At 43.0% G+C, this 24,365-nt stretch carries 16 protein-coding genes and 1 tRNA gene; 7 read left to right on the forward strand and 10 right to left on the reverse strand.

What is annotated here, in order from left to right; genetic code table 11:
* Positions 1-84: 84 nt before the first annotated feature.
* The 4 genes from LAJ61_RS01055 to recJ all read right to left on the reverse strand — a co-directional run bounded on the left by LAJ61_RS01055 (position 85) and on the right by recJ (position 7,016).
* Complete coding sequence (locus tag LAJ61_RS01055; RefSeq protein WP_224054142.1) at positions 85-2,322, reverse strand: NADP-dependent isocitrate dehydrogenase; 2,238 nt, start codon at positions 2,320-2,322, stop codon at positions 85-87.
* Positions 2,323-2,708: 386 nt separating this feature from the next.
* Positions 2,709-3,776 (reverse strand): TerD family protein, encoded by a 1,068-nt coding sequence (locus LAJ61_RS01060; RefSeq protein WP_224054143.1) that lies wholly within the window; start codon positions 3,774-3,776, stop codon positions 2,709-2,711.
* Between the two features lie 52 nt (positions 3,777-3,828).
* Positions 3,829-4,944, reverse strand: a complete 1,116-nt coding sequence (locus LAJ61_RS01065) for a helix-turn-helix transcriptional regulator (RefSeq protein WP_224054144.1) — start codon at positions 4,942-4,944, stop codon at positions 3,829-3,831.
* A gap of 293 nt (positions 4,945-5,237) precedes the next feature.
* Positions 5,238-7,016, reverse strand: coding sequence for a single-stranded-DNA-specific exonuclease RecJ (gene recJ / locus LAJ61_RS01070; protein WP_224054145.1), 1,779 nt, complete (start codon positions 7,014-7,016; stop codon positions 5,238-5,240).
* A 342-nt stretch (positions 7,017-7,358) separates the two neighbouring features.
* On the opposite strand from recJ, the gene LAJ61_RS01075 reads away from it, so the two are divergent.
* The 7 genes from LAJ61_RS01075 to LAJ61_RS01105 all read left to right on the forward strand — a co-directional run bounded on the left by LAJ61_RS01075 (position 7,359) and on the right by LAJ61_RS01105 (position 16,001).
* Complete coding sequence (locus LAJ61_RS01075; RefSeq protein ID WP_224054146.1) at positions 7,359-7,847, forward strand: hypothetical protein; 489 nt, start codon at positions 7,359-7,361, stop codon at positions 7,845-7,847.
* 161 nt (positions 7,848-8,008) lie between these two features.
* Entirely contained in the window at positions 8,009-9,973 is a 1,965-nt protein-coding gene (locus tag LAJ61_RS01080; RefSeq protein WP_224054147.1) for a TonB-dependent receptor domain-containing protein, read from the forward strand.
* Positions 9,974-10,256: 283 nt separating this feature from the next.
* Positions 10,257-11,513, forward strand: a complete 1,257-nt coding sequence (locus LAJ61_RS01085) for a two-component system sensor histidine kinase NtrB (protein ID WP_224054148.1) — start codon at positions 10,257-10,259, stop codon at positions 11,511-11,513.
* A 112-nt stretch (positions 11,514-11,625) separates the two neighbouring features.
* Positions 11,626-13,404, forward strand: a complete 1,779-nt coding sequence (locus LAJ61_RS01090) for a sigma 54-interacting transcriptional regulator (protein ID WP_224054149.1) — start codon at positions 11,626-11,628, stop codon at positions 13,402-13,404.
* Positions 13,405-13,463: 59 nt separating this feature from the next.
* Positions 13,464-14,384, forward strand: a complete 921-nt coding sequence (locus tag LAJ61_RS01095; RefSeq protein ID WP_224054150.1) for a serine/threonine-protein kinase — start codon at positions 13,464-13,466, stop codon at positions 14,382-14,384.
* A gap of 111 nt (positions 14,385-14,495) precedes the next feature.
* Positions 14,496-14,580: transfer RNA gene (locus tag LAJ61_RS01100), tRNA-Leu, on the forward strand.
* A 269-nt stretch (positions 14,581-14,849) separates the two neighbouring features.
* Positions 14,850-16,001, forward strand: a complete 1,152-nt coding sequence (locus LAJ61_RS01105) for an AAA family ATPase (RefSeq protein ID WP_224054151.1) — start codon at positions 14,850-14,852, stop codon at positions 15,999-16,001.
* A 107-nt stretch (positions 16,002-16,108) separates the two neighbouring features.
* Here LAJ61_RS01105 and LAJ61_RS01110 read toward each other — a convergent pair whose 3' ends face one another.
* The 6 genes from LAJ61_RS01110 to proB all read right to left on the reverse strand — a co-directional run bounded on the left by LAJ61_RS01110 (position 16,109) and on the right by proB (position 24,069).
* On the reverse strand, positions 16,109-18,574 hold the full coding sequence (locus LAJ61_RS01110; protein WP_224054152.1) for an AAA family ATPase: 2,466 nt from the start codon (positions 18,572-18,574) through the stop codon (positions 16,109-16,111).
* A 393-nt stretch (positions 18,575-18,967) separates the two neighbouring features.
* Positions 18,968-19,441, reverse strand: coding sequence for an ATP-dependent Clp protease adaptor ClpS (locus LAJ61_RS01115; protein WP_224054153.1), 474 nt, complete (start codon positions 19,439-19,441; stop codon positions 18,968-18,970).
* A 42-nt stretch (positions 19,442-19,483) separates the two neighbouring features.
* Positions 19,484-20,332 (reverse strand): hypothetical protein, encoded by an 849-nt coding sequence (locus LAJ61_RS01120; RefSeq protein WP_224054154.1) that lies wholly within the window; start codon positions 20,330-20,332, stop codon positions 19,484-19,486.
* A gap of 302 nt (positions 20,333-20,634) precedes the next feature.
* Positions 20,635-21,702, reverse strand: a complete 1,068-nt coding sequence (argC, locus tag LAJ61_RS01125) for an N-acetyl-gamma-glutamyl-phosphate reductase (protein ID WP_224054155.1) — start codon at positions 21,700-21,702, stop codon at positions 20,635-20,637.
* 21 nt (positions 21,703-21,723) lie between these two features.
* Positions 21,724-22,833: a uroporphyrinogen decarboxylase gene (hemE, locus tag LAJ61_RS01130; RefSeq protein WP_224054156.1), complete on the reverse strand. Its 1,110-nt coding sequence runs from the start codon at positions 22,831-22,833 to the stop codon at positions 21,724-21,726.
* A gap of 87 nt (positions 22,834-22,920) precedes the next feature.
* Positions 22,921-24,069 carry a glutamate 5-kinase gene (gene proB / locus LAJ61_RS01135; RefSeq protein WP_224054157.1) on the reverse strand — a complete coding sequence of 383 codons (1,149 nt, stop codon included), beginning with the start codon at positions 24,067-24,069 and terminating at the stop codon, positions 22,921-22,923.
* Positions 24,070-24,365: the final 296 nt, after the last annotated feature.

Raw genomic sequence — 24,365 nt, forward strand, 5'->3', positions numbered from 1 at the left:
TATTTTTAGCTTATCTATGTTGAACCGTTTACATAAGCTAAAAAAGCCGAAGCATTCAGCTTCGGCTTTTTTTATACTATTGAATTAGGCATCAAACGCAGCCAATGCTTGGTTAAATGTGGCACTTGGGCGCATCACCTGGCTTAGCTTTTGTTGGTCCGGTTGATAGTAACCGCCAATATCTACACCTTGACCTTGAACATCATTTAATTCAGCAACGATTTTGTCTTCATTTTCTGACAATGCTTGAGCCAGTGGCGCAAACTTGGTTTTAAGCTCGCCATCTTGGTCTTGGTTTGCCAATTCTTCTGCCCAGTATTTGGCTAGATAATAATGGCTACCACGGTTGTCGAGCTCACCGGTACGGCGTGATGGTGATTTGTCGTTATCCAACAATTTACCCGTCGCCAAGTCTAGGGTTTTTGCCAGTAATTTTATCCGTGGGTTGTTTTCTTTAATCCCCAAGTCTTCTAAAGATACCGCAAGCGCAAGCATCTCGCCGAGTGAATCCCAGCGCAAGTGGTTTTCTTCAACCAACTGCTCGACATGTTTCGGGGCTGAACCGCCTGCCCCTGTTTCGTAAAGACCACCGCCTTTCATCAATGGGACGATTGATAGCATTTTGGCTGACGTGCCTAATTCTAGAATTGGGAACAAGTCAGTTAAGTAGTCACGCAAGATGTTACCTGTGACTGAGATGGTGTCCAAACCACGCGCCACACGCTCAAGGGTATAACGCATCGCACGAACTTGGGACATGATTTGAATATCTAGCCCCGTGGTATCATGCTCTTGTAAGTATTTTTTAACTTTTTTGATGAGCTCATTTTCATGTGGGCGGTATGGGTCAAGCCAGAAGATAGCTGGCATGCCTGAGTTACGTGCACGCGTAACTGCCAGTTTTACCCAGTCACGAATTGGCGCATCTTTGACTTGACACATACGCCAAATATCGCCTTCTTCAACATTTTGCGACATCAATACTTCGCCTGTCTCAATGTCAGTGATATTGGCAACGCCTGCCTCTGGGATTTCAAAAGTTTTGTCGTGAGAGCCGTACTCTTCCGCTTTTTGTGCCATCAAACCTACGTTTGGTACAGTACCCATGGTCGCTGGGTCAAAGTTGCCATGCCCTTTACAGAAGTTAATGACTTCTTGGTAAATACGGGCAAAGGTCGATTCTGGCATCACGGCTTTACAGTCGTAAGGCTTGCCATCCGCTGCCCACATTTTACCACCATTACGAATCATCGCTGGCATTGAGGCATCTACAATGACGTCATTTGGCGAATAGAAGTTATCAATTCCCTTTGCTGAGTCTACCATCGCCAATGCCGGGCGATGTTCTTGACAGGCATGCAGGTCACGGACGATTTCTTCACGGATAGTGGTCGGTAGGGTTTCGATTTTTTCGTATAGTCCTGCCATACCGTTGTTAACATTAATACCTAATTCATCAAAGGTTTTGTTCCATTTTTCGAATGCATCTTTGTAATACACTCTTACGCAGTGACCAAATACGATAGGATGTGATACCTTCATCATCGTGGCTTTGACGTGTAAAGAGAACAGGATTTTACCTTCGCGGCAATCTTCTAGCTCTTTTTCATAAAACTCGATTAAGGCTTTTTTGCTCATAAACATTGAGTCAATCACTTCACCGTCTTGTAGGGCAACTTCAGGTTTTAGCACCAAAGCTTTGCCACTGTTGGTGATGAGTTCCATTTTGACTTTGCGCGCTTTATCAAGAGTCATTGATTTTTCGCCATGGTAGAAGTCCCCTTCTTCCATGTGAGAGACGTGGGTTTTTGACCATTGTTTCCATTCACCCATTGAATGCGGGTGTTTTTTGGCATAGTTTTTTACGGCAGCGGGGGCACGGCGATCGGAGTTACCTTCACGTAATACGGGATTTACCGCAGAACCTAAACATTTACCATAACGGGCTTTGAGGGCTTTTTCTTCGTCTGTGGTTGGGTTTTCTGGGTAATTGGGAATGTGGTAGCCTTTGGCTTGTAACTCTTCAATACATTCTTGCAGCTGAGCCACTGAGGCACTGATATTAGGCAATTTGATGATATTGGTGTCTGGGTCTTGGGTCAACCGCCCAAGCTCAGCAAGATTATCAGTCACTTGTTGTTCTGGGGTTAGGTAGTCGGAGAATTCTGCCAATACACGCGCGGCAACGGAAATATCGGTTTTAGTGATGTCAACGCCAGCGGGTTTGGTAAATGTTTCAATGATAGGAAGTAGTGAATAAGTCGCCAGTAGCGGTGCTTCGTCAGTTAAGGTATAGATAATATTTGACTTTCCACTAGCCATAGAGAACCTCTTTTATATGAATGTTAATTGAGACACTAGATGATGCATCTAGCAGCGTGAGAAATTTCACAGTAAGTATTACTAATTAGGGGATAAAATGTGATTGACCATTTTAAACGCAAAGTATACGGTTACCGAATAATGAGTCAATAATGTATCTAGGAATACCTATATTTAGAAGAAAAATAATGCAGATACGATGTATCCCTATCGATTAACACAATCCCTTTTGTTGCTCATAGTGTACCACAGTATCACGGTGGCGAATATATCCAATCACTGACAGACGCTATGGCAACACCCTCAAATGTATAAATATTTGGCGCTCAAAATGCTTGGTGATTTTACTCAGGAGAATTAGAGAGTAAGCTTACGCTACACCCAAGTCATCTGGCCGTACGTACCAATTTTTCACTCACTTCTTTTTCAATTAGCCCCATCTTATTATTATCTAAAGGTTGATGCTCGGTGTTGTAGCGCCAGCTATCGGCAGAACGGGTAAGACTGGCAAACCATAATGCCTTAGTATCAGTCGGCAGTTTGGCCAAAGCTAATTCACTAATCACATTACCTTCATCATCACTGAGCTGACAAGACGCTTCTTTCGCTTTGCTAAGCGCATAGCCGTGATAAGATGACACAATCATCACCACATGAAATACTTGCGGCGGAAGCTTACTTAAAAAAAGCACCATACTTTCTTGATTGAGGTTGGCATCATTGACCTTGGTGCTTTGATTGTTGTAAGGGTCTTCTTTGCGGTCATCGATAGCGCTAAATGGCTTTTTGCCCAATAATTCATCGCCTTGATGGCGTACGGATTGCGCTTTATCACGGACATTTTTGAACCAAACGGTTTCGATTACCTCGCCATATCGGTTACAAAGTAAGCAGGATAAGTCTAGGTCCATAGCTTGCGTGCGTTTTTTAAATTTATTGTACAGCCCTGCTTTTGGTATCTGTGTTTGCTGCCATTGCACGGTAAAATACCACTGCTTAAGTACCACATCCATATGCTCGACGGCTATACCTGACGCTGTTTTATCATCTTCAAGCTGATCGTCTTGGGTAATTGCTAGCTGATGACTTTTTTGCAAAATCTTATCATCAGTCATGGGTTTGATTGTTGGCGCCTTCTGTAGTGAATGGTGTAGCGGCGAGGTACTTGTCACTACCGCGTCATTGCTGTTTTTATCGGTCAAATTGGATGAGTTGACAGGCGCTAGTATTTCAACTGTTGCCGATGGCGTTGGGTCGGCAAACTGCGCCGAAATAATCTGGTAGGTCTCTGTGGTAGTGCTGGGCGTCAGATTATCAGGCGATTTGACAGCGTTAACAATCGGCGAATCGTCCGTCAAATCACTGTATAAAATTGTGGTTTTTGGCTTGCTAGGCTGCTGTGAACTGGTGTCGGTGGCAGTGGCCTCAAGGGTGTTATTATCAGCATGTTTCATAAGATTCTCGAAAAATCGGACAAGTTAGTTAGTTTGCTTGGGCGTTTGTTAGTTATTCGCTTATTGTTTGGACAGTGGGTTGTTGGTCGAACGCTTGTCGACTGGGTAGTTGCTGATTAGGCATTTGTCGATTTGGCGTTTGGGTTTCAAAGACAGCGATTGATAAAATCTCAGGCTCGATTTTTCGCAGTCCTTTACCAAAACCGCGTAGCCACCATACCAGTTGGGAGGTCATGTTCACTGTGGCTGTGATATGCAATCCTTCATCATCTTCCCAGCTTTGCTGATCGGTTGATAATGGGCTTTCAAGCAAACTTGCCCCCGATAACGGATGAAACAGTAACTGCACTTGCTGTGTGGGCGGCTCGTGGTTGTTTTTTTCACTGTCAGGCATGAGTTTTTGGAATAACGGATAATTAAACCCCATCGCGCCTGTATTGATGTAATTGTCTAAATTAAAATCTTTCGGGGTTTGTGCGTCGCTTGCGCTCACTTCCGCACTTTCAAAACGGTGCAAAGCAAATTGGCGCACATCGTCAGACGCTCTGTCAGTTCGCGAGGCAATCAAGTAAATCACCACACCACGCTGCACAATGGCTAGCGGATTTAAGGTGTATTTTTGCGCTTCCTCTCGCCCGCGCGCTTTATAACAGGCGATGAGTTTTTTATTTTGAAACAATGCATCATAGACGGCGTCTTTGGCGGCTGGATTGACCGATGGCGGAATGAGCGGTTGATTGGCTGACAGGATACGCACTCTATCGAGCCAAGTGTTTGCCACTTTGCTTTCTTTAAGTTGCCGATTCGCTAGGTCAAACCACGGAATCAATTCATCCAAAATAGCTGGCGGTAATAGCTGGGTCAAATTATGACGCATCATACTAAACGCCACCGCTTGCGACAAATTCATGTGCGGCAAGCTTTGCATCGGTGCATCTTCACGCCAGCGCCAACCTTGTGGATTGGTGTTGTTTTTTTCAATCGGAAAACGCGTTGCCAAAGCGTTTAAATCTCGCTGAATGGTTCGCAAACTGATATCAAAACCCATCAAATCAAGCTGCTCTTTGATATGGGTTGTACCGAGCCAACGCTTGCGATCCAGCTGTGAGAGGATTTGCCATTGCCGAGCCGTCGTTGCGGTTGCATTGTTGGCAAGCGATTTACTCATGGCAATTCTCCATAGGCAGGTAAAAGACAGATAGTTAAAAAACAGCCAGTTAAAAGATATCTAGTTAAAAGACAAACGGTTAAATAATAAATAATAGCCAGCTAAGCGCCAAAGCTTTATTCAAAATTTAAAAAATTAACGCCAATAATTAACACCTTGATACCTTGCCTAATTTATCAAAATTTGGGGCGGTATAGGTGATAAATTATATTAACATGTCATTTTATGTCGTTTATCATCTTTATTGGGTGTTATGGTTATCAGATTGTATATGAATCAGCAAAAACGCTTGTCTAGAGGAGCACGCCCTTTTTTACCCTTAACTGCAATTTAGTTTGTCCATTAAATAAATTTTTCTCCAGCTCATAAAGTAAATGCACTTTTGACACACTGCGATTGATAGCAGACAAAGCTATAGCTTCAAAATCAGCATTAAACCAAATCGCTTCGATAGTAAAAGGGACATCGGGATACGATAACCATAATTTTAAATGCCGCTCTTTTAACACCCGATAATCTTGCACCACAAACACCCCATCAAATATCGGTGGCACAAAACCATGTCCCCAAATAGCCAACGTCTGTAAGCTATCTACAAAATCGACCGTGAATTCACCGGCTGTCAACTCGCCATCGCTATATAACGTCTCTGCAAATACCTCATCAGCCACCGCTGCAATTACCTCATCAAACGCTTTACAAAACGGCTCAAAGTTTTTTCGTTTGATTGTCAGACCTCCCGCCATCGCATGCCCGCCAAAGTGGCTAATGAGTTCGGGGTAGGTTTGCGCGACTGATTCAATGGCATCACGGATATGAATGCCTTCAATGGAGCGTGCGGAGCCTTTGATAGCATCATCATCTTCAATCATGTCCGTATCAGCAGGGGCAAACACGATAGCGGGCACATGGTAGCTTTCTTTTAATCTGCCTGCGACGATACCAATCACCCCTTGATGCCACTCATCTTGATACAAAATAATACTGCGTTTGCGGTGCATTACTTGATTTACAGCGCTTTGCTCAGATGGATTCTCAAGCGTCCTTAATACACTATCGGCTTGTTGTCGCATGCCCTGCTCGACTTGGCGGCGCTCTTGATTGAGTTTATCAAGCTGATGCGCAAGCCGCTGTGCCTCCCCCCAATCATCGGTGAGTAAGCAGTCAATGCCAATCCGCATACTATCCATACGACCTGCGGCGTTGATGCGGGGTCCTAAAATAAAACCAAAATCTTGAGCCGTGATATCAGCCGCCTGCCGACTCGCCTGTTCTAACAACGCCAAAATACCCACACAGCAACGACCTTGCTTGATGGCTTGGATACCTTGGTGCACCAAAATACGATTATTTTGGTCTAATACGCCCACATCTGCCACCGTGCCAAGTGCCACCAAATCAATATAGCGACTCACTTGGGTGGTGGATTTATTGGCTTGGCGTCTGACTTTGGCCAGATTGCCTAGCACATAAAATGCCACCCCAACCCCTACCAATGATTTACTAGCAAAATCACAGCCCAACTGATTGGGATTGACCACGGCATCGGCGTTTGGTGTCGCCTGCGTCGTCAGGTGGTGATCGGTAATAATCACCGTTAGCCCTTTGGCTTTGGCAAGCTCGACCCCCGCATGACTAGAGATACCATTATCAACCGTGACAATCACATCAGGATCATAGGTTTCAATACCTAGCGTAACAATTTCTGGCGTCAGTCCATAACCGTACTTAAAGCGATCGGGCACCAAAAACTCAACCTGCGCGCCCATTTCACGGAGCACCCTTACCATCAGTGCCGTGCTGGTCGCGCCATCACAGTCAAAATCACCCACAATCAATATTTTTTGCTGCTTATCAATCGCCTCATCAAGCAGCGCCACTGCTTTGGTAATGCCAGTCAGCGAACTTGCAGGTAACATCTTATTAAAGGCGGTGTCTAAATTTGCCACATCTTGCACGCCTCGCCCAGCCAAAATACGTGCTAATGTCATCGATGTTTGCGCCAAGGGCTGTAAATCACGGGGAATCTCGTCAATATGGTTCGCAATAAAACGGGGAGTCACAGTCAACATAAACTTATCATGGTTGTCAAATAAAGTAGAGAGAACAAACTAGCATAATGATAGTGAATAGGCAAAATTACAACAGTGAAACAGTGAAAAACACCGCATTAGCTTTCATAGCTATTTGTGCGTTTTGCATATCGTAATAATGCCACTACAAACCATTAGCATTTTTTTGCAAAAAGATGCTAATTCATATGTTTAGACTCAGTTATAATCAAACCAAAGAGTCATCACTTACCATTAATGAAACAGTATCACCGACCATTAATGAGTAATCATCTCTTGTTGCAAGTGTTTTGCAATACGACCTTTACTATTGATAATTGAAATTTTTTAGAAGGAACCATTATGTCAGCAGAAAATTCGACCAAAACCATCGACCCAAAACTTGACTTAGAAAAAATCAAACGCGAATGCGAGGCGATGATTAAAAGTAAAGCCAAAATTTCTGCCGTAGCAGCGGTTGTCCCTGTGCCGCTCCTAGACGTTGCGGTTGACGCAGGTCTATTATCAAAATTGCTACCTGAAATTTCTGCTAAATTTGGTTTAATTGAACCCGCCGAAGCAGCCGTAGATTTGAACAACGGCACGCAAGTTAACCAGTTAAAAGATAAAGCAGTAGATCTTGCAAAGTTAGTGGTCACGCGCAGTATTGCCAAAAAAACTTTTCAAGGTTTTGGTAGCCGTATTATCGCCAAGCAAGTGACCAAATTTGTACCATTTGGCGGTCAATTAGTGGCAGGTACGATCGGTTATTTGATGTTTAAAAAAATTGCTGAAAATCACATCAATGAATGCTACCAAAAAGCTAAAAAATTACAGCAACAAACCAGCTAATTGTTGATACCAAGGATTGTATTAAAACCCCTTTAGTTACTAGAGGGGTTTTTTATTGAAAAATTCTCAGGCTTTGATGAGCAATGACCAAGCGAAAGTAATAGCTAATGTAACGATATTTTTCTACAATGTGTCTTTAAACTATTTTTTTGGGTCAAGTTATGCGTTATACCTGTCAGACATCACCACGTTTTATCAAAAAGCCATTTTTTAATATCCATCCAATAACGCAAAGCGTTTTGGTGATTATTGGTATGTCCATGACTGGTGTTAGCGCTCATGCAGCGACTAGCGAAGCTGCTAATGGCGAAGCTGAATCCACCTTGCCGAGTCTTACTTTTACCACCACGGCAACCAAAACGCCGACGCTTGTCAAGAATACCATCGCCCAAACCACCGTGATCGATGAAGAACAATTACAACGTTATCGCGGTCAAAGCGTACTGGATGTGTTACGAGGTAAGGCTGGATTCTATATCAAGCAAAATGGTGGCGATGGTACATTAAGTAACTTTAGTATTCGTGGCTTATCTGCCAAAAATGTTGCCGTGTTGATTGATGGTATTCGTTATACATCTTTGAGTAATGGCTATGCAGAGCTTGCTTTATTACCCGCCGATCAAATTGACCGTATTGAAGTTCTATATGGCGCAAGTGGTTCTAGCTTATATGGTGCTGATGCGACAGCCGGCGTGATTCAAATTTTTACCAAAGGTCAAAATGCCCAACAATCAAATATAGCCTTGACCTTGGGTGCAGGTTCAGAGGACAGCTACAAAGGTCAATTAACGGGTCAATATGTTAATAATGGCACTACGATTAGTTTATCCACAGGTTATGATAAAACGAATGGGATTAATATCAGTAGTCCAAATAATTCATATGCCTCTTCGATTGATAGCGATAAGGATGGGTTTAATTCTAAAAATATTAGTTTTGTCGCTAAGCATCGCTACAACGACAATATTGAAGTTGGCATAACAGGAATGAAAGCCAAATCAAATTCTGACCTTGATGGTGGCAATTATCAAGATATCCATGCTGAACAAGAAAATGGCTCAGCTAATGGTTTTATTAATTATCAACAAGATAAATTTTCTGCCAGTGTTAAATACGGTGAAAGTATTGATGAATCAAAAAGTTATTTTTCAAGCACACCAAGTGAATTTAATACCAAACAAAAGCAAACCAATCTACAATTAGGCTATCAACTGCCTGTGGGTCAGATTATTGGTGGCGCAGAATATCTCAAACAAAATTTTGATGGCGATGCTAGCTATACTAATCATGACAGAAATACTAAAAGTGGTTTTCTTGGCTATCAAGTTTCGCAACCCAAATATGATGCCCAAGCAAATATTCGATATGATAAAAACACCCAATATGGTAATAAGACAACCTATAATTTAGGGGGTGCCTATCACGTATTACCTAATACTCGTGTCGGCGCTTCTTACGCTACTGGCTTTAGAATGCCTAGCTTTAATGACTTATATGGACATTCAGAAGGCTCTAGTTGGAATGGCGTCTATTATCCAGGCTATGTTGGGAATGAAAATCTTAAAGCTGAAACAAGTAAAAATTGGGAAGCGTTTATTGAACACGGTAATGCCTACCAAACGACTCGCTTAACAGGTTTTCAATCAAAAATTGAAGATGGTATCATTCCTTTGACGTTAGCCTCAGGTGATAAAACTCGCACTAATCGTGCAGAAACAAAAGTTAAAGGTGTTACTTTAGTTTCAGATTGGACAGTGAATAATACCCTATTTGGTCTAAGCTATACCAACCAATCTGTTGAAGGTCGTAATGCCACTCAAGGTGAATATACAACAGATAATACGATTCCAAAAAACACAGGTTTACTATATTTAGGTTATAAACAACCAAAATTTGATATCCGCAGTGAACTTGAATATGTAGATGAGCGTCATGATGGTTATTATACCGATAAAGTACTAGACAGCTATACACTTCTAAACTTAACTGGTAATTATTACATCAACCCATATTTGACTATCAGCAGTCGTCTTAACAATCTCACCGATAAAGATTATGAGACCGTTTATGGTTACCGTCAAAAAGGCATTAATTCCTTCATCTCACTAACCTACCAATGGTTCTAATTTTTATATTTGCAGTACATCAGAGGGCATAAATTTTATGCCCTTTTTTTATACTTCTTTTTTTAGCAATTACGTTTTAAATTTTGCACTATTTTGGTTCAAAATATATCATACTACAATCAATCCGTTGCTATAAATCAGTGATTTTTTAATATCAAATAACTGATTTGATGCCCATCGTTCTATTATTTATCTGCTATGACAATAATCCAAACATTATCCAATAGGTTATTGGCATTTAAATTGCACTTTAACCATTGCTCAAATTTGTGGTAGTTATCCAATGACCCATCCTACTTTTTTACATAGTCTTGAATCCAACCAGAACCTGTTTGATGATATGTTCAACAACCTACTAACGGGGTTAATTGTCGCTGACAGCAGCTATGAGTGCGTCTATATAAATGCGACGGCTGAGCAGATTTTGTCAGTCAGTCAGCACCATTTATTGCATAAAAATGTTATCGATATTTTAACCCCGGCAAACTATGAAAAATTACTAACGCAAGCATCAGAGCAATCATCCACGGATGATGACCCGATAACCCATAAAAAAACCAAAGCACAGGTCAAAGTGGCGCTACAAAACCAATTTGAACATACCAAAAAAATGTACCAAGCCTTTATCCATCATGATTGCACCATTTTAGGGCTAAGCACCCAAGGGATTGGTGCACCATTATTGGTCGATTATGGGGTTTCCCCATTAGAAACCGAGGCGGGGTTTTTTTATTTAATTGAAATTTGGGCAAAAGATCGCGAAAGTCGTATTCAACAAGAACAGTATCAAAATCACCAACATTTGATAACCCGTCAAATGATTCGCAGTATGGCACACGAGGTCAAAAACCCTTTAGCCGGCATCCTTGGGGCAAGCCAACTGCTTGAAAAGAATTTTAATCAAATTATGAAATCTGATGGGATTGTCCGCTATATTAACGACACCAAGGCGCAAAAGTTTGCTAATTATCTCAGTATCATCATGGATGAGACCAGACGACTCAATAACTTGGTGACCCAATTGCTGGGCGCGCCAAATTTGCCCAACTGGCAAGTAATCAACGTACATGAGCCACTGCAGCATGTGCTAACATTGGCAGAAATACAAAACCCCAATATTAGTCTAGTCAGAGACTTTGATTTATCGTTGCCAGAAATCACCGCTGATAAAGACCAGCTGGTACAAGTATTTATGAATATCGTCAATAATGCGATACAAGCGCTCAATGAAAACGACATTGTGTCGCCTATGATCACGGTAAAGACCCGTATTCAGCACCAACAAACCATTGGTGATATACGACATAAAAGCGTCTTGCGGGTCGATTTTATTGATAATGGCTTGGGCATTGAGAGTGAGTTGTTACCGCAAATTTTTTATCCTTTGGTCACAGGACGCGCCAATGGTACAGGGTTGGGACTGGCACTTGCTCATGACATTATTCAGCGCCATCAAGGGCAAATCAGTGTGACCTCTCAGCCAGGTGAAACCCTATTTACGATTTTTTTACCTTGGCAAATTCGGCAAATAACCAAATGATAGTTTAAGCGTGATACACCACAGCATCATGACTGATCGGCTATGAATTTTTCAATCAATTTTTCAATCAATAATGTTTAAACCAATACAGTTTCCCATATAGGGTTTTTATATGACTTATACCAATAATAAAACGCCAACCACCGAGCCTATTGTTTGGGTCATCGATGACGACCAAGCGCTACGCATGATTTTGGAAGATACGCTGACAGATAGTGGATTTCAAGTGCAAACCTTTGGCAATGCGCAATCGGCGTGGCGGCTACTACAAGATAGCGGGCAAGACAGCCAAGCGAAGAGTGACAATAGTACCTCCTTGCCAAGCGTCATCGTCACCGATATTCGAATGCCGATGATGAACGGATTGGACTTTAGCAGTAAAATCAAACAAGCCTTTGCACAAATTCCTGTCATCATCATGACCGCGCATGCCGATGTGCAATCTGCGGTGGATAGCTATCAATCAGGCGCATTTGATTACTTACCCAAGCCGTTTGAGTTGGATGATGCCATTGCCATGGTAAAAAAAGCTTGCCTGCAAAGCCAGTCAAACCAAACACAAAAGCGCAGTAAGTCTGAGAACTACAATGACTCTCTGATTCGTGGCGCACAGCAGCCACCAACTGAACCCGTGGCAGCCGAGCCAGAAAAAACCCCCACCAACCCATCGGGCATCATCGGGCAATCGATTGCCATGCAAAAAGTATTTCGTGCGATTGGTCGTTTGTCGCATATGCCGATGACAGTACTCATCACCGGCGAATCAGGGACGGGTAAAGAGCTGATTGCCAGTGCCTTACACGAACATTCACCACGCAAGTCCAAACCATTTATCGCGCTCAATATGGCGGCGATTCCGCATGATTTGATTGAAGCTGAACTATTTGGTCATGAAAAAGGCGCGTTTACGGGTGCGACTACCACGCGCCAAGGGCGTTTTGAGCAGGCGCATGGCGGCACTTTGTTTTTGGATGAAATCGGCGATATGCCTTTACCGACCCAGACGCGTTTACTGCGCGTCTTGGCAAATGGTGAGTTTTACCGTGTCGGTGGTCTCAAACCCATTAAAGTCGATGTACGTATCATCGCAGCGACCCATCAAAACTTAGAAACCCTTGTGCAGCAAGGCAAGTTTCGTGAAGATTTGTTTTATCGGCTCAATGTCATTCGACTGGCGCTACCTTCCCTACGTGAGCGCCGCGAAGACATTCCGCTGTTAATCGATTTTTTTATGCAAAATATCGCCAAAAGCATGCATACCCCCACCAAAACCATCACGCCGTCTGCGATGCATATTTTACAAAGCTATCCTTGGCAAGGTAACGTGCGTCAACTTGAAAATACCTGCCGCTGGCTCAGTGTGATGACAACAGGGCAAACCATTCAGCCCAGTGATTTGCCACCCGAGATTTTACAAGCGTTTGAATCGCAAGATAGCACGCCTGTAACTGCGCGTGAGCCCAATACACATAAGACACATACCTATCAGCCCGACACTCAGTTTGAGGCACCTGCTAGCGAGCATCTGTCATCTTTACCAGCTCCGAGTAACACCCCCAGTGCTAGTTCCAATTTGAGTACCCATTCGAGTGAGCTGCCAACGCCTTTGTCCACTACGACGGTCATACCGACCTTGCACGCACCACAAACTGTCGCAACCGCAGATTGGATCACGCCGCTGCAAGTTTGGGCACAGCAAGCACTGGCTGAAGGACAGTATGACATTTTGCAAACCGCTTATCCGATGTTTGAGAAATGTTTGCTTGAAGTGGCACTTGCCCATACTGCTCAGCATAAAGGACAAGCGGCTGACCTACTGGGTTGGGGGCGCAATACCGTGACCCGAAAATATCAGCAGTTGATTGAAGGCAGACCCGTTAAGCCATCATGATTGAGACAAGGTCAACTCACCCCGCACTGGTTATCATAAAAAATGGCTGTCAGTCAATCGTGACTGACTTACAGCCACTATCAGCTTCAAATCCACTCAACCATACCGAGCTTTGGTATGGGGTATGGCATTCAACTCACTCCCCGCCTACAGCCGTTGTGGTTAAACAATTACTACCTCACTTTAGCGCAACCAATCTCGCCCATTTTGAGCAAGAAATTAACGCCCTTCATCACTGCCAAAGCCTGGCGATTGACAGCACCCATGCGACAAGCGGCATTCCCACGCTGTACGCTTCAAACCTTCTACCTGATACCCTCATCTTTGACCAACAGCAGCCGCAGCAATCTGTTAGTCCCTGTCTGGTCATGTCCTATCATTCAGGCGAGACGTTAAAATCCTTGATATATGCGAATGCTAAATTGCCCATACTTAATCTTCAGCAAAAAATGACCATTTTTTTACATAGTTGCCAAGTGGTCAACCGTTTACATCAAATTGGGCTGATGCATTTGGATCTCAAACCCGCCAACTTTATTGTAAAACCCAATTTTGAGGTGGTGTTAATTGATTTTGGTCTGAGTGATTTTAGTTTTAGTGATATTGGTCTTAGCGATGCTATGGCAAAAAATGCCTCACTGAACTGCAAAACTTACACTGCTGGTACGCCTGCCTATATGAGTCCTGAGCAATTCACAGGACAGCCTGTTGACAAGGTTAGCGACTACTATAGCTTAGGGGTGGTATGGTACGAATTATTAATGGGATGTCTGCCTTTTATGGCAAATGATTATCCTGATTGGGCAATCGCGCATTGCCAACAGCCCGTGCCTTTTCTATGCCCAAATCATCAGCTATCAGAATTTGCTTGCCAAGCTTGCCAGCCTTTTATCGACAAGCTGCTGGCAAAACGCGTGGAAAACCGTATTAATGACTTGGCAAATATTATCAATGCCCTAAAAATTTTACTTAATCAATAAAAAAATGCGATTTTTTTAAAAAACCCCTTGCCAAAGCGAAATTTTTCTATATAATAGCCAACCACAAAGACACTGATACAAATATTGAGTCAACACTTTGAGGCAACTCATGGGGCTGTGGCGAAATTGGTAGACGCACTGGATTTAGGTTCCAGCGCCGCGAGGTGTAAGAGTTCGAGTCTCTTCAGCCCCACCACTCAAATCGGTATTAGTTAAATTAACCTGCCTCTTGCAGGTTTTTTTATGCCCAAAATTCCTGTCTATCTTATCTCACTATTGCTTACTGCCTTACTGGCTTACTGTTAGCCAGTATGTTGCTCACTGTGTTGCTAAAAATTTTTTAACTGATTGCCAAGTAGCTACTTTTTAGCTTGCATCTAGTATTAACCACCCCATCTCTATAGTTAGCTTGTTTACTGCTAACTATGTTAATTTTTCTACTGCCTTTTATAAGCCTATATTCCTATGAAAATTTTACAATCGCCTTATTATCAACCGCGAAAGCTGCTCAGCGCCTCGTCTGAGCCGCCCTATACTGTTCAACTCATTGAAGACAACATCCAATACGCTAGCAAATATAACCCTTTTGAGTCGCTACTCGATGATATTTTCCCTGGGGTACATGTTGGCAACCATGACATGGTGATTCGCAAAGAGCAGCTTAAAGATTTTGAGCGTTGCACTGATTTTACCACCGTCGCCTATTCGCATAAAAATAATACATTGTATGAGCGTGAAGCTTGTTATTTTCATCCCAAATATGAAGTGTTCATGCTCACCAATGAAGATTTGTCTAATGACTATGACGAATACATCTTTGAATCAGGTCTGTTAAAAGTCGTCAGTATTTACTATATTTCGACCAATCCGCATTCTGCGGCGAGTGTCAAAAACGTGTTTGATGAATACTTGCAAAAGTATGTGTCGCAAGAGGCTAAAGTATCGATTTTACTCAAAGAAGTCCATGGTTTTGTGTTTAAAACTCATCGTATTAAGCCATTTCCCATCAATTTAGATACCATGTATCACGAGGATTTTCTGCCAGTGCATCAGCATATCAAAGAATCGCTCAATCACGATGGTAAAGGTGTGGTACTGTTGCATGGCGTGGCGGGCTCAGGTAAAACCAACTATATCAAATGGCTAACCAGCCAAGTGCCTAATAAAAAATTCATCTTTGTACCCACTACCATGATTGGGTATTTGACCAACCCTGAATTTATGTCACTATTGGTAGATAACAAAAACTCGGTATTAGTGCTTGAAGACTGTGAAAACTACATTGCCGAACGTAGCATTGATAACGCCAATACCGATGTGGTATCAGCGATTTTGAACATTGCTGATGGTATGCTGTCGGATGTGTTGGAGTGTCAGTTTATCTGTACCTTTAACTCAGATATCTCGAAAATTGACCCCGCGCTGCTGCGTAAAGGTCGATTGATAGCTGAGTATAAATTCAAAGAACTGTCCATTGAAAAATCCAACGCGTTTTTGGCATCCATTGATAAAGCTATCGCCGTCAATAAACCGCACTCATTGGCAGAATTAACCAACATGGATCATCTGTCCTATCGAGAGAAACAAGCAGAAAAACCCAAATTTGGTTTTGTATAATTATTAAGCCCATTTATTAAGTATAGTCGTTGAGTATCATCAGTAGGCATAAAAAAAAGGAGCGCAATTGGCTCCTTTTTTTATACTAGACATTACTAAACCTAGACCTAGACATTGTCGATTTGCTTTTCATCAATGGGCACAAGCTCAATTACTGTTTTATCTGCATTCATACGAATCGAAACCGTACCGCCATTGACCAGATCACCAAATAATATCTGCTCTGCCAATGGTTTTTTGATTTCATCTTGAATCAAGCGGTTCATTGGGCGTGCACCCATGAGACGATCGTAACCTTTTTCTGCTAGATAATTTCTGACCTCATCATCAATTTCAAGCACCACTTTCTTGTCATCGAGCTGGGCTTGCAGCTCAACCAAGAATTTATCAACCACGGATACGATGACATTTTGATCCAATGGGTTAAATTGAATGATGGCATCCAAACGATTGCGAAACTCTGGGGTAAACATCCGTTTCATCGCTTCACTATTGTCGCGACTATGGTCTTGTTTGGTAAAGCCCATGCTGTTGCGACTGATGCTATCAGCGCCGACGTTAGTGGTCATGATCAATATCACTTGTTTAAAGCTTGATGTGCGACCGTTATTGTCGGTGAGCGAGCCATGATCCATCACTTGAAGCAGCAAGTTAAATACGTCAGGATGGGCTTTTTCAATCTCATCTAGCAATAGCACACAATGCGGAAATTGATTGATTTTTTCGGTCAATAAACCACCCTGATCAAAGCCCACATAGCCTGGTGGTGCCCCAATCAAGCGGGACGCTGTATGTGCTTCCATATACTCAGACATATCAAAACGAACCAGCTCAATGCCTAATAAATTCGCTAACTGACGACTGACTTCAGTTTTACCGACACCGGTAGGACCCGCAAACATAAACGAACCAATCGGTTTATCATCTGGTTTTAAGCCTGCACGTGACAACTTGATGGCATCTGCCAAGTTTTTGATGGCTTCATCTTGACCAAACACCAGATGTTTTAGGTTGCTTTCAAGATTTTGCAGCACCGATTTGTCATCCGTTGAGACTGATTTTGGCGGGATGCGCGCAATTTTTGAAATAATATATTCAATTTGCGGGACATCAATCACCACCTCGCCATCTTGTTGTGCCGCATCAATCACTTTATTATCGGCTTCGCTTAACATAGCTTCAGGCTCGACAACACCATCTGCTGCATGGCTAACATCCAAATCATCGACAAGCGCGTCTTCATCCACCACAGGCTGATTTGATAGCTTGTCATTTGCAACGGCATCAACGGATTGATTGCTGTCCACATTAGATTCAACCTGATTTTCGGCTTGGGCTTGTTTTTGCAGGCGAACAAATGCACCTGCTTCATCAATCACATCAATGGCTTTGTCAGGCAAAAAGCGTTCGTGAATGTGTTTTACCGCCAGATGCACCGCACTTTGTAGTGCCTGGTCGGTATAGCTTACGTTATGGAATTTCTCATATTGTTTTTTCAGACCACGTAGAATATCAATCGTTTCATCAATCGATGGCTCGTTAACATCAACTTTTTGGAAACGACGACTTAAAGCATGGTCTTTTTCAAACACTTGGCGGTATTCAGTAAAGGTGGTTGAGCCGATACAACGCAGCTCACCTGATGCCAACGCAGGTTTGATTAAATTTGACACATCCATATTGCTGCTCATCGATGAGCCTGCGCCAATAATCATATGGATTTCATCAATAAATAAAATCGCATTGGGCTTGGCTTTTAACGCATCTAATAGCGCTTTCATCCGTTTTTCAAAATCGCCACGGTATTTTGTACCGGCAATCAGCGCACCAATATCTAAACTATATACCACACAGCCTGATAATGGTTTTGGTGCTTTGTCATTGACAATCAGCCATGCCAAGCCTTCCGCAATCGACGTTTTACCCACCCCTGGGTCACCCACCAGTAGCGGATTGTTTTTGCGGCGACGGCATAAAATCTGCGCGGTACGCTCGATTTCTGCTTGGCGACCAATTAACGGATCGGTACCACCCGTAGAGGCTTTTTGATTGAGATTAATGGTAAATTCAGTCAATGGGTCTTTATTGGCTTTTTCACCCGTTTCTTCAGTTTCCACGCTGGTTAATTTGTCGCGCACTTTTTTGTCTTGACCATGCGATAGATACTGGGTTAACTCAAGTCGCGTAACCCCTTGTTTTTTAAGCAAGTACACCGCGTAGGTGTCATGCTCTGAGAACATCGAAACTAGCAAATCTGAGCCTTCCACCAAACGGCTGCTAGCAACCGATTGCACATGAAAAATCGCACGCTGCAAGATACGGTCAAAACTGCGCGTTGGTTGTGGCGAGTAATCTTCGTTGATATCGACCGTTGGGGTATGCTCATCAATATACTGGGTCAAATCTTTGCCAAGCTGATCCACATTGACTGCACAAGCCACCAAGGCTTCTACCGCATTTTCATTTTCTAGCAGTGCTAATAGCAAATGCTCGACCGTTAAATATTCATGTGCACGTTGTTTTGCGAGTGTCACTACCAACCGCAACGTGCTTTGTAATTCTAAACTTAACATAAGATGTCCTTAATACTTGTCACCGACGGTTTTTGATTTTGCCCTACTTGAAAAATCATGCGTTATCTAATTGATTGGTTTGACGTCGTTATAGGTGTTGATGGTTATTTGCGTTGATGTTTTCTCAAGTTTCATTTGCCGTCACCTCAGCACCAAATATCTTATGGATATCTGGCTAATCATGCTAAGTTCAGTTAAAAGGAAGTAAAAATGAAAGATGACAAAATGGGAAAAATCAAAATCATTACGTTTAATATAATGACATTGCTAATAAATTCAAGTGATAAAACGTAGTTAATGGCGGGTTTTAAAATGGCAAAAAATTCAATGATGAATAAAAAATAGAAAGGAGGTGCCACCAAAAATAAAACTGGGTTAATTAGCAAACTGCCCCTAACCTTGGGGTTCGATTTGACTCAGTAACGGATAGCCTGCCTGACGCGCTTCACGGTTGACGGCTTGCGCTTTGGTTTCTGCGATATCTTTAGGGTATATACCGGCAATGCCTTTGCCTTGTTGATGAATGGCAAGCATAATACTGATAGCCGAGTCTAGCGTATGTTTAAAATGATTTTGTAAAACATCCACCACAAATTCCATCGGCGTATAATCATCGTTATACATGACCACGGCATACATCTGTGGTTTTTTCAGTTCAGGGTCAGCCAATAGCACATCTTCGACGGGGTCGGTATTTGGCTCGCCTTCTATGTCGGTCAAACGGGCTGGCAATGAATTTGGTGATTGGCTAGGTAGCTGTTTAGGTAGTTGTGTTGGCAACCATGACGGCAGATGCCAATCCATATTCGTAGTGGTTGGCTGTGACACAACTGATTGACGAGAAAAATTAAGTGTTTGAAGCATCATTAATTGAACATTTACCTAAGATTAGATTAAACATTGATTATACTACTTTGCAGCAGATTTTTGCGTATTGGCTGTGCTGGCCACTGGCGTGCTATCGGTCGAACTCACAGGTCGTTTATCCGCTTCAGGCGTTTCTTCAAGCGTGTATGGCATGTTATCAATCGGCTGACCGAGTTGCCAATCATACACTTGCTCAGTTTTTTGGTTGCCGGCGGTTAATTCAAGTTTCACTTGTTTGGGTACAAAGTTTTTGGGCATCAAAAACCGCCCGCGAATTCTTGCAATCCCATGAATCGAGTAACTTTTGGGTTGCAATGGTACCTCGACCATATTAACTTCATCGAGCAAGGTCAATTTTGGTATCAAATTTTTTGGCTGATTTGACGGATCGACCATACCGACATCAAAGCGGTATTCATAGGCATTTTCTGGCAACGGTGCGATTTTTGCCCCGATGACTTGTAAACTCATACCGCCTTTTTTGGCAAGCGAGGTGGTTAAGAATTGCTGACCTTGTTCCAGCTGTAAGTTGGTGACTTTTAGGTCTTGAATATCGGTACGCAGTGCTGATAGGTTCGCCAAGCTGATATCACGCTCTTGCTGCGCGGTGGTTAATTGGCTTTGCAACGTATCAGATTTTAGCTTTAATGATTTGATGTTTTCTGCTGAGATTTCAAGACCTGCGGCGGTTTTTTTCGCTTCTTCAGCGGCAAAGCTTAAGCCGCGATGATAACCAATGCGTTGACCTAACACCAGTGCAATGATGGCAACTAACAACAAGCTAACCCCAAACGCAATCAACCACCCAGACACCTTGTTGGGTTGGGTAATATAATTGCGTTGTGCTTCTGGCAAAGATTGAGAAGAGTTATTATCTTCGGGCAAATCCATAGAGATACTCAAATTGAAAAACGATCAAAACATGGATAATCACAGTACTGATGATAGCTCAAAAAGGGTTGATGAATATGACATCCATTAAAGCGAACCCCATTATAAACAAAAATTATGATGAATTCAGCTAAATTTATTGACCAAAAAAATAATAAAGTTAACCCATTTCATCATAGCGTCATATTTTTTTGGCTAAAGATAATAAAGCAATGCTTGTTATGGCATTAAAATTTCTAAACAGGTTAACCATAAATAGCTTAAGAAAACCACTTAAGCAGACAACTTATTCAAGAAATAACTTAAGGCACTACGGCGACCAACGCCAACCCTGTTTGCTCTGTAAGCCCAAACATCACATTCATATTTTGCACAGCTTGTCCTGCCGCACCTTTGACCAAATTATCTTGTACCACCAAAATCGTCGCCATCGGGCTATTTTCTAGTGTTTGCACCGCAATTCTTAAATAGTTGCTACCCCGTACACTACGGGTATCTGGGTACATCCCTTTTGGCATGACGTCTACAAAATATTCATTTTGATAGCTGGTTTCATATAAGGATTGTAAATCTAACGCTTGACCTGCCGCCGTCAACCGAACATGAATGGTGGTAAACATACCGCGAATCATGGGTACTAAATGGGGTACAAAGCGGATATCATGCGGCTGAAAGCGTTTGCTTTGACCCAATATTTGGTCAATCCCTTGGGTAATCTCTGGAGCGTGACGATGACCTGCCACGCCATAGGCACTAAAGCTATCGGAGGTCTCGCTAAATAACAAATTCATTTTGGCTTGGCGACCCGCTCCTGAGACGCCTGATTTGGCATCAATAATAATCCAAGGTTCAATCAATGCCTGCTGCTGGCTGTTTTGGGCATCGATTAGCGGTTTTAACCCCAAAATCGCCGTGGTGGGATAACAACCTGGGTTGCCAATAACCTTGGCTTTGGCAATGGCATCACGATTGACTTCGGGCAATCCATACACAGCGTCTTTTAAAATATCAGGGCAAGCATGTTCAAGTTTATACCAAGTTTCAAAATCTTGTAGCGACTGCAAACGAAAATCCGCCGCCAAATCAATGACTTTAGTGCCATTGTCGGTTAAAAATCTGGCATGCTTCATCGCAACGCCATGGGGAGTAGCAAAGAATACCACATCACATGCGGCTAATTTTTTTTCATCCAAATCCGAAAATGTTAAATCGGTCACGCCCCGCAAACTTGGAAACATATCATCGACGCGCCTGCCCGCTTCTGAGCGCGATGTCAGCATCGTCACTTGTGCCTGTGGATGACGACTCAATAGTCGAATTAGCTCTACGCCCGTGTAGCCTGTGCCACCGACAATACCTACTTTGATCATGGTCGTCTCCTGATATTATTATTAAAGTTTGTACTCATGCACCGCATCAATAAAAGCTTTGGCATGGTCAGGATTAACCCATTGGTTAATGCCGTGACCTAAGTTTGCTATATAACCTGTTTTGTCACCGAGGCTATAGGCGTCCTGTAACATCAAATGCGTCTGCTGGCGAATATGCTCAGGCGATGCAAATAATGTCGCGGGGTCAAGATTACCTTGCAGCGCGATGCCTGTATGCCGCTTGTTGTGCAATTTGGTCAATGCTTTTTGCTGTTCAAAGACGATGCTGCGGGCTCTATCTAGGGGCATTGTCCAATCAAGCCCTAGCGCATCCGCGCCACTATGGCATTGGGTATCTAACCACAAGCCGCCACCTTTGGTAAATAATACCACAGGTACTTCTGGGTATTTTGCTTTGATCGCCGCGACAATTTTAGTGTTGTAATGGTGTGAGAATTCAACAAATTGACGATGCGCCAATGCCCCGCCCCAACTATCAAAAATTTGTACTAACTGTGCCCCTGCGGCTATTTGCGCTAGCAAATAATCAATCACGGCATCGGTGATTTTAGCGAGCAGCGCATGCAAGGTGTCAGGTTCGCCATACAACATGGCTTTGGCATAGCGGTATTCTTTAGAACTACCGCCTTCAATCATATAGGTCGCCAACGTCCACGGACTACCTGAGAAGCCAAATAATGGCGCACGGCCTGCCAGCGCATGACGAATACTGGTCACCGCTTTCATCACATAGTCGAGTGCATCTGCCATCGCGACGGTTGGCAAGGCTTCAACCTCTGCCATGCTTCTGACAGTTTTGTGAAATTTTGGACCTTCCCCTGCTTCAAAATACAGACCCAAACCGAGCGCATCAGGAATGGTTAAAATATCACTAAACAAAATCGCCGCATCCAACTCAAAACGGCGAAATGGCTGAATGGTGACTTCCGTCGCCAAATCGGTATTTTTGCAAAGCGATAGAAAGTCACCGGCTTGGGCACGGGTTTTTTTATACTCAGGCAAATATCGACCGGCTTGTCGCATCATCCACACAGGCGTCACATCCGCAGATTCAAAACGCATGGCTCTTAAAATACGGTCATTTTTTAACATCGGAAAGTTATGGGTCATGTCATTGCCTTTAAAAATAATCTTGGATAAAAATACTATTGAATCAGTCTAAAAGTAGTCAAATTTTCAATCAAGAATTGTCGAAAATTATACGATAATCGCCATATTATCACGATGGACCATCACGTGGCGTTCCTCATTTTTACCCAAAATCGCTTCGATGTCGCTATTGCGTTTGCGAGCGATGCGCTTAGCTTCATTTGATGAGAAATCCACCTGACCGACCGCGATACGCACCCCTGTTTTATCAACGCACTCCACCACATCGCCCTCATCAAAATCACCTTGCACTTCAATCACCCCGACAGGCAATAAGCTTTTGTTATTTTTAATGATGGCATCCACTGCACCATCGTCAATCACCAAGCGACCTGCCATACGCAGATGAGCGGCTAACCATTGTTTTTTGGCAATGCGTTTATCCTCGTCATTGGTGGTGAGCATCGTACCTAACGATTCCCCTTTGACCACGCGATTAATCACGTTATCGATGCTGCCGCTGACAATCACGGTGGGACAACCACCCATTGCCGCAAGCCTTGCCGCACGAATTTTGGTAATCATCCCGCCACGACCCAATTTACCGCCATCTCCCGCCACATCAAACAAATAATCTGCCATTGCCCGCTCAGTCTTAATCAGCTTCGCATCCGGGTTGGTGCGAGGATTATCGGTGAATACGCCTTGCTGGTCGGTCAATATAATGTATAAATCAGCTTTGACCATGGCTGCCACCATCGCACCTAGACTGTCATTATCACCAAATTTGATTTCATCGACACTGACGGTGTCATTTTCGTTAATGACCGGTAGCACGCGCCATTCAAGTAGCTGATTTAACGTACTGGCGGTATTGAGATAACGATTTCGATTGGCAAGATCGTCATGTGTCAGTAGCAACTGCGCGCTTTGTACACCATACTGAATCAACGCCGACCACCAAGTTTCAATCAAGCCCATCTGCCCAATGGCGGCGCAGGCTTGCAAGGCTTGTAGTTTTTTGGGGCGTTCCTCCAAATTCATCCGCACCACCCCTTCTGCCACTGCCCCTGAGGACACTAGCAATACTTGGTAGCCTTCATTATGCAGCTTGGCAATTTGCTTCGCCCATTCATAAATTGCGGTGCGATCCAAGCCTTTACCATTATTGGTCAGTAGCGATGAGCCAATTTTTACCACAATGGTGTTGGACTTAAGGGCTTTTTTAGTTGAGCTAGGTGAGGCGGTGGCAGTCATAATCAGTCAAGTGCAATTTTTTAATCAAATTAAATGCCATAATGGCTTGGCTGAGCATTGTAACAATTTTTACCGGCTTTATAAATGCTAATTCGATGCCGGTAGCCGTTAAATATCACACGTTTTTATCATACGCATTTTTATCCCAATCAAATAGCAACCATTGAAAAAACAAATTGACATTGTCAACTAAAAAATATCGACTTGAAGTTTTCTCAATTTAGATGAGGATAACTTGCTATCAACATTGCTTTTATATAAATTTGCTCATCTTCATGTGCTACTGGGTTTATCAA

Origin of the sequence: Faucicola osloensis, assembly GCF_020041925.1 — a bacterium.
GTDB lineage: Bacteria > Pseudomonadota > Gammaproteobacteria > Pseudomonadales > Moraxellaceae > Faucicola > Faucicola osloensis_D.

Coding starts and splice junctions, on each gene's coding strand:
- LAJ61_RS01055 (WP_224054142.1), bottom strand. CDS start 2,322: ATGGCTAGTGGAAAGTCAAATATTATCTATACCTTAACTGACGAAGCA.
- LAJ61_RS01060 (WP_224054143.1), bottom strand. CDS start 3,776: ATGAAACATGCTGATAATAACACCCTTGAGGCCACTGCCACCGACACC.
- LAJ61_RS01065 (WP_224054144.1), bottom strand. CDS start 4,944: ATGAGTAAATCGCTTGCCAACAATGCAACCGCAACGACGGCTCGGCAA.
- recJ (WP_224054145.1), bottom strand. CDS start 7,016: ATGTTGACTGTGACTCCCCGTTTTATTGCGAACCATATTGACGAGATT.
- LAJ61_RS01075 (WP_224054146.1), top strand. CDS start 7,359: ATGTCAGCAGAAAATTCGACCAAAACCATCGACCCAAAACTTGACTTA.
- LAJ61_RS01080 (WP_224054147.1), top strand. CDS start 8,009: ATGCGTTATACCTGTCAGACATCACCACGTTTTATCAAAAAGCCATTT.
- LAJ61_RS01085 (WP_224054148.1), top strand. CDS start 10,257: ATGACCCATCCTACTTTTTTACATAGTCTTGAATCCAACCAGAACCTG.
- LAJ61_RS01090 (WP_224054149.1), top strand. CDS start 11,626: ATGACTTATACCAATAATAAAACGCCAACCACCGAGCCTATTGTTTGG.
- LAJ61_RS01105 (WP_224054151.1), top strand. CDS start 14,850: ATGAAAATTTTACAATCGCCTTATTATCAACCGCGAAAGCTGCTCAGC.
- LAJ61_RS01110 (WP_224054152.1), bottom strand. CDS start 18,574: ATGTTAAGTTTAGAATTACAAAGCACGTTGCGGTTGGTAGTGACACTC.
- LAJ61_RS01115 (WP_224054153.1), bottom strand. CDS start 19,441: ATGATGCTTCAAACACTTAATTTTTCTCGTCAATCAGTTGTGTCACAG.
- LAJ61_RS01120 (WP_224054154.1), bottom strand. CDS start 20,332: ATGGATTTGCCCGAAGATAATAACTCTTCTCAATCTTTGCCAGAAGCA.
- argC (WP_224054155.1), bottom strand. CDS start 21,702: ATGATCAAAGTAGGTATTGTCGGTGGCACAGGCTACACGGGCGTAGAG.
- hemE (WP_224054156.1), bottom strand. CDS start 22,833: ATGACCCATAACTTTCCGATGTTAAAAAATGACCGTATTTTAAGAGCC.
- proB (WP_224054157.1), bottom strand. CDS start 24,069: ATGACTGCCACCGCCTCACCTAGCTCAACTAAAAAAGCCCTTAAGTCC.